At 52.9% G+C, this 7080-nt stretch carries 6 protein-coding genes; 4 read left to right on the top strand and 2 right to left on the bottom strand.

What is annotated here, in order from left to right:
• Window position 1: 1 nt before the first annotated feature.
• A complete protein-coding gene (locus LJE94_00850; protein ID MCG6908653.1) occupies window positions 2-139 on the top strand; it encodes a DUF4386 domain-containing protein in 138 nt (45 codons plus the stop codon).
• Window positions 140-393: 254 nt separating this feature from the next.
• On the opposite strand, the gene LJE94_00845 is transcribed toward LJE94_00850, so the two are convergent.
• Window positions 394-1866: a hypothetical protein gene (locus LJE94_00845; protein ID MCG6908652.1), complete on the bottom strand. Its 1473-nt coding sequence runs from the start codon at window positions 1864-1866 to the stop codon at window positions 394-396.
• 206 nt (window positions 1867-2072) lie between these two features.
• Between LJE94_00845 and LJE94_00840 the strand changes: the two genes are divergently transcribed.
• The 3 genes from LJE94_00840 to LJE94_00830 all read left to right on the top strand — a co-directional run bounded on the left by LJE94_00840 (window position 2073) and on the right by LJE94_00830 (window position 5449).
• Window positions 2073-3134, top strand: a complete 1062-nt coding sequence (locus LJE94_00840; protein ID MCG6908651.1) for a COX15/CtaA family protein — start codon at window positions 2073-2075, stop codon at window positions 3132-3134.
• 228 nt (window positions 3135-3362) lie between these two features.
• Window positions 3363-4358 carry a metal-dependent hydrolase gene (locus tag LJE94_00835; protein MCG6908650.1) on the top strand — a complete coding sequence of 332 codons (996 nt, stop codon included), beginning with the start codon at window positions 3363-3365 and terminating at the stop codon, window positions 4356-4358.
• Between the two features lie 371 nt (window positions 4359-4729).
• Entirely contained in the window at window positions 4730-5449 is a 720-nt protein-coding gene (locus LJE94_00830) for a c-type cytochrome (GenBank protein ID MCG6908649.1), read from the top strand.
• Window positions 5450-5898: 449 nt separating this feature from the next.
• Here the strand turns inward: LJE94_00830 and LJE94_00825 are convergent.
• On the bottom strand, window positions 5899-7080 hold a 1182-nt coding region (locus tag LJE94_00825; GenBank protein ID MCG6908648.1), incomplete at its 5' end, for a DUF1254 domain-containing protein.

Here is a 7080-nt window from a genome sequence, read left to right as displayed (position 1 = left end):
TATGATAGATACCGCAGCACATTTTTCATTTCCTGAATATGAAGCATATGCATCTATTTTCTTGGTGCTTGTCGCAATTCCTAGTATTTTTGGAGAAATGTCATTTGCAATTTGGCTCCTAATAAAAGGAGGTAAATAATCATGCTAGTAGCAGCGTAAGCTTCCCCTGAATTTGAACAGATCATAACTGGAGACTTCTTGCAGACCCCAACTCGGTCTCACTAGCCCTCCAGCTTTCCAGGATTTCAGTTTCTTGGCACCCCAACTGCCATCCCTGTCAGCAACCCACCAAATGGTTCCTCAAAATCCACAGTCCTCTGGTGCCTCCAAAAGAATACGCCCCATGGTTTCCCAAAGGTCAGGATTCACCGATGATTACAATTCCCAGGCCGGTCATGGCCACTGTTTGCCCTGATAGGCCCAGTCTTCCTTATCGCACAGGCCGGGCTGATAGCCTTTGGCTTCGGAATAGACAATCCAGTGCTCGTCATATTTCAGATGATTTCCGAGCGCTGTTGATGGCGCATAGGTGAGCGTCTTCGTTGGGTCGAAACCCATATCCGGCTCCTTTGTATCGGGTATGCCGTCCATATCCTTGTCATGAACGGGCTGCAAGCCGTTTTCATATGTTTGGCCATAGCCTTCCCACCAGGCAGCATAGTCCTGGTAATGGATATACTCGTGATACATCGTATAGCCAAAGCTGTCGATCCCGGTGAAGGTATCCACCCCCGCGCTTGTAAACCGGTCGGCCGGAGTCGCCCCCATCGGATCATAGGTCAGCCTCGGCACAGTCGTCTTCATATCAGTCCCAAGACTTTGTGCCAGGTCGCAAATGTATACGTGTTTATGAACGACTTCGGGTTCTGAATAGGAATAAAACCCTGCCGTGCTATTGCCGCATCCACTCATGTTTGGCCCGAAGATGACGCCTACATTCTGTCCTTTGGGCTTGCCGCAGTTGGTCTGTTTCCAGTAGAAAAGCCAGTTTGGCCAGTCTGGATTCGGCCCCGGATGGTTCTTTGCATCACGGGGAAAGAAAATCTTGAATGTCCGCTCCTCGGTCACCGGGCAGCCTTCAACCTCCAGCGAAGCAGAAAGCGTCTTCTCACCAAAATCCCCATTCCTCGCTGGCATGCCACGATAGACAGCCTCGATCTCGGCCCCCCGGGCGCTGGCAGGCGTAACTGTCAGGGTCGCACCCGGAATATTCGGAAATTTCCAGTGGACCTTTTCGGCCTCACTCTCAGGGTCCGTGTACGCACGGGCTTTCACCGTCAATGTCGGGTTGGGACCAATGTCATAAGCAAAGCGGCCCTTGTCCTGCGCTTCATTGGCAAGCTTGACGGATAGGGAAACTTCATTGGCAGTTCCGTCCTTTACTGTGCCGCGTATGACGGGATTGAGCTGCTGCTGTCCCGGCATCCCGAAGCGCACTTCAAATACGCGTCCCTGCACTTTGCCGATAGTCACGCCTGTTTTCCTGTAACCGATTTTTCCATCCCATACATCGAGGACGAAGTTTCCTTCACTACACACATTGTGGATGACGTTGCCGGCTGTGGTGGTCGAACAGACCATCGAGGCGCCTTCGCCCAGATCCACACGCTGGTCCAATAGCTTCAGGGCAGGGCGAATCTGCCACGGATAGATCATGTCTTGCTTGAGCCTGGTCACTTTCCACTTGCCGTCCATGGCCGCTGAATGCGTTTGGCGTGTAAGGACCATGGTTTCGATATAGGTGTGGGGCCCTAGCGGTGTTTCGACAGTGTTCTGACCGGTCAGGACCACGCTTTGCGCCGGACATTCTGCATTTGCAGCCAAGGTAGAGGATGCTGCAAGTTGCGCCGTCACCCAGATGGACATTACAAGGACGGTCGATATCCTCCATGTTGCAGACCGAATCATGGGAAGTGCTCCGCTTGTCTTGAGGGTGTCAGTGTTCTTTCGTTATTGGTGATATGCATTCTTGAGCGAGTAATTTCATCTGCAGGCTCACACGATTTCGTCGTAATTGTTTTGTGTCTTTTATATTACTATACAAAACGTTTTTTGATTTCGTCTGTCCTGCCATGAGTCAAATAAAACAACCGATTTCCATTTCTAACTGGCTGTACGCCGTCGCGTTCCTGGTTTTTATCATGATTATCGTTGGCGGCATTACGCGCTTGACCGAATCAGGACTTTCAATCACCGAGTGGAAGCCCATCACCGGTGCGATACCGCCAATGAGTGAAGCGGCATGGGTGTCCGAGTTCGAGAAATACAAACAAATCCCCGAGTACCTGGAGATAAACGGCCCCAAAGGCATGACCCTGGAGGAATTTAAATTCATCTATTTTTGGGAATGGGTGCATCGTCTTTTGGGACGACTGATTGGTCTTGCGTTTGCGTTGCCGCTTGCCTGGTTCGCATTGAAGCGCGCGATACCTGAAGGCTATGGTGGCCGACTGGTCGCATTACTGGTGCTAGGTGGCATGCAGGGGGCGATTGGCTGGTGGATGGTCGTCTCCGGTTTGACCGAGCGCACGGATGTGAGCCATTTTCGGCTGGCGACTCATTTGTTGACGGCGTTTCTTATCCTGGCTGTACTGGTCTGGACGGCGCTGGATATGCGGCAGGTCGCTCGCGGTCAAAACCGACCATCCAGACTGACCGCCTTTGGTCTGATCGTTTTCGGTGTGTTGTTTCTGCAACTATTGTTTGGTGCTTACACAGCAGGCCTGAATGCGGGGTATGTTTCAAACACCTGGCCGTTGATGCATGGTTCTCTGATACCAGGGATAGACTGGTCGCGTAGTGTCTGGACAATGCTGAATAATGATCCCTATGTTATCCACTTCGTTCATCGCTGGTGGGCGTGGGTGGCGGTTGGTTTTCTGATCGTCCTGGCGCGGCGTGTACGCAGCCAGTCCCGAAAAGCATCGATAGCTATTCATAGCTCATATGGTGTTCAGGTGTTGCTCGGTATTGCGACAGTTATCACTGGTGTCAGCATACATTTTGCAGTGCTGCATCAGGCTGTGGGGGCGCTGGTTGTAATAGCGACCGTGTGGGGTATGCATCTGTTGGGGCGTCATCCAGTTGTTGCCAGCAACCGGTTCGGATCAGCCCGGCTTTCAGAGACTGAGTAAGTCTGTTTTCTGACCGGGGCGTTGTTGGGGTCATCAGCATGACACTCGCAAATCTCCGCTATTGAGGAAACGCTATGTCGACCGCCAGGATGACAAGTCGAGCCTGATATGCGGTGAAAATAGAACCAGCTAATTCAAATTAATGACGACGATGGTCAAGGTGAATGATGTAAACCGGCTTTTTTTGCCATTCGTTTCTGTCACTCAAACAAATGCCATGAGCTTGTTATGGATGTCCTGACCCAGGGTTTAGTCGGCGGTGTGTTGGCGCAATCACTCGCCAGAAAGAATGAAAAGAAGATTGCGACGCTGGTTGGCGTGTTGGCAGGGTTACTGGCGGATGCCGATATCCTGATCCGCTCATCATCTGATCCCCTGCTGAATATAGAATACCACCGTCATTTCACCCATTCACTGGTGTTTATCCCGCTGGGTGCGGCGATTGCCATGCTGTTGCTCTGGCCTTTTGTACGTCGGCATTTGTCAGCAAGGCGACTCTACCTTTTTTCTCTCGCGGGTTACAGCATGAGTGGCGTGCTGGATGCGTTCACCAGTTATGGCACCCATCTTTTCTGGCCGTTCTCGGACGAACGCGTGGCCCTGAATATCATTTCGATAGTCGATCCCGTGTTCACACTTATCCTGCTGGTGACCCTGTTAACGGGATTGCGGCTGGGCTACAGAAAAGTGGCTTATGCCGGCCTGGTCTTGTCCATGATGTACCTGGGCATGGGGTTCGTGCAGTTGCAACGCGCCGAGCAGTTGGCCGAAGACCTGCGTGACAAGCGTGGTCACCTGGCGATGCAGTCCATGGTGAAGCCCACGCTCGCAAACCTGGTATTGTGGCGATCGGTGTATATACACGAGGATCGTATTCATGTGGATGCCATTCGCGTCGGGCTGTTTGATGCGGGCAGGGTTATTGAAGGCGAGTCCGTTGCCCTGTTTTCGTTTGACAGAGATCTGCCGCAGCTGGATGAATCCTCAGTTCTGTATAGGGATATTGTTCGATTTTGGTCATTCTCGGATGGTTATGTTGCTCTAGACCCTGTGCAGACCAATGTGCTGGGAGACATCCGTTACAGTATGTTGCCCGTGAGCGCCAGGCCGTTATGGGGAATTGTTATTGATCCTGACAGACCGCAGGTGCATGCCGACTACCGGTTCTTTCGTGATTCAAGTCCGTCGGTACGCGAAACTTTTTTAAACCTGTTACTTGATTAAACACGTCAAAGCGATCAAAGGGGTCAGACTCGATTGATCCAATGGCGAGAGTGCCATACCCCGATTTCAATAGAGTCTGACCCTATTGATCCAAGGGCGCACGCCAAAACAAACCAAAGGACTCCCCAAAATCCATAGTCCCTTGGTGCCTCGGACACAAAAAAGGCCCGCATGAGATGCAAGCCTAAGGAATTTTTACTTCAGCCCCGTATTTTGTTGATCTGGATCATGCGTTTCTATACTTCCCTGGCATGTTCTATTCAGCCCGGCCCTCGCTGGACCATACTCAATGCGTGCTAGTCATGAAAACCACGAGAATAGCCATAAGTGACTGGTGTACATAAAAAAATCATCATTGGAGAAACAAAATAATGAAACTCAAGATTGAGCCCATTATCGGCGCTCTTTTCGTGTCGGCTGGGATGCTTGGATCGACATCGTCTATGGCTGAAGAAATCGAATCCTCTCTGATGCGCGGTGCCCAGCTCTATGACAAATGGTATGCGGTGAAGGGAGTAGAGACGAAAGCGCCCGAGACACCTCACACACTTTATCCCAAAGATGGGAAGTATGCCGACAAAGCGGGAACCACATGGCGTTGTAAGGAATGTCATGGCTGGGACTACATGGGCAAGAATGGTGCATACAGTTCCGGCAAGCACAGTACTGGCATCAAGGGGATTAACGGTATGAAGGGGGCAGAGACCTCGGCAATCAAGGCCATTCTCAAGTCACCCGAACACGGTTACGGCGACAAGCTGTCGGAAGCCGATCTTACCGACCTCGCCAACTTTGTCAGCATGGGCCAGATCGACATGGATCAGTACATCGATCGTGGAAACAAGGCGCCGAAGGGTGATGCAAATAAAGGGGCAGCATACTTCAACACTGTCTGTGCTAATTGCCATGGAAGAGACGGCAAGCTGCCGGAAGAGATGAAACCATTCGGCAGGCAGATGGGCAACCCCTGGGAGGTCATGCACAAGATCCTGAATGGCCACCCCGGTGAGAAGATGCCATCACTCAGGGCATTTGATCACCAGGCCGCAGCGGATATCCTGTCATACATGACTACACTGCCGAAAGAATAGCTTCTGAGAATTATAGTTACGGAGCTTGGGAATCATAATTGGATTAGATATCGCCATCTAAATCATTCTATGCTGGTTTGCTTTCACGACCCTCCTCTCGGTCCGGTCGTAATCTCATGGGCCCTGCTTTAACCGGCGGGGTTTTTTTGCTGATGCAGCGACAATATGACACGTTAGAACCGCGACCATTTCGGGCACATACATTACACATTTCATAATCCGGGATTTGAGGGTGAGCTCTTCAGATGCGTGGAAAGAATGTGATCGTACGTAGAAAAGGGTGGTCACTTTCTAAGCTGAGCTCGACAGTGAATGTCGTTGTTGTTGTGGTCATCAGTGTTGCAGCCGCAGCCATCAGTAATCGCGGAAGTGGTTTCATTCTGTTCATTTCTTTAACGTCGTTTGTCAAAGGGTCCACTTGCATTAACTTTGCTCACGCTGCGTATACCTCACTTTCCACGGACCAGGGGAGGTGGCGTCCAGATGCCATCGAGGGCTTTAGCCTCGGGGCCATACAGACGCATCACCACGTAGAACGGGCCATCCGGCGCGGGCAGCCAGTTCGGTTCCAGGTCCTTGCCCGGTGAGTCTTTCGAAATGTATAGCACGAGTTTGCCGTCGTCACTCCGCACGAACTGGTCGATCATCGCCGAGTTGAGAAGGTAGCGGTCGAGCGGGTTCTTGATGAATAGCTGGGTCTTGCCGTCATACATCGTGACCGACCAGAATGACTTGGCCGGAGGCAGCGCGGCCTTGGCGAAGGTCAGGGTGTAGCTATGTTTTGACGCATCGAGCGGTTCCTTGTCCGCATCGGTCAAATAGGTGGGATAGATCGCCTCGGCAGCGGAGTTGCCGTAAAGGCCCGTTCGGGCAGCCGCGGAACGCAGCATGTCGGGGCGGTCGAGGTTGTAGTTCTCCCTGGCGCTCTTGGTGAGGAAGTCCCGGGTGCCGAAAATCTTGCCGCTGTTCAGAGGGTCGCTGCTGTTCGTCTCGATGAAGGCCTCGATCTCGGCGAACCCCTCCTTCACGCCGGCCTTCAGGGCTTCCTGGGTCTCCTTGGGAAGGGCGGAGAAATCGAAGTCTCTGTCCGTTCCGATGTCGAGGTCGGCGAGCTGGTCCCAAAGTTCCTTCTCTCCTTCACCGGGGCTGCCGAGCAAGTCCATCATGAAGTCGAGGTAGCCGAAGAAGCGCTCATCGAACTGGGCGCCCTCGGCCCACTCGGGAAAGTCCGGTTGCGGTGCGGCGGGCGGCGCCTTGGTCCCGAGGAAGGCGCTGAGCGGTTGCAGGCCGTAGCTTGCCTGGATGCCCTTGATCTTGCCGAGGTCGTCGGGACCGAAGAGCTGTGTGCGGGTGACGTTGAACACGAAGCCTGTCTCACTGCGGATGACCTCGGTGATCCCGTCTGGCTTCTCGCCGTCCCATCCGGGACCAGCGATCAGGAACTTGCCAGCGCCGTTGCCGGTGGTCAGCGTACCGACGTAGGCGAAGTTGTGGGTGTAGAGGTCGATGAGCTGGAAACTGTAATAACGGTCAGCCTCCATCTCCGGCACGCTCAGGACCAGCGGTTCGGCCCGGGCATCCATCCAGAACATGCAGTAGGGCGTGTCGGCATTGGGCGTGACGACCGCTTT

Source organism: Deltaproteobacteria bacterium, from assembly GCA_022340465.1.
Taxonomy (GTDB): Bacteria; Desulfobacterota; Desulfobacteria; order Desulfobacterales; family B30-G6; genus JAJDNW01.
Note: the sequence above shows the minus strand (reverse complement) of the source record. Positions and strands in the feature narration are given on the sequence as shown.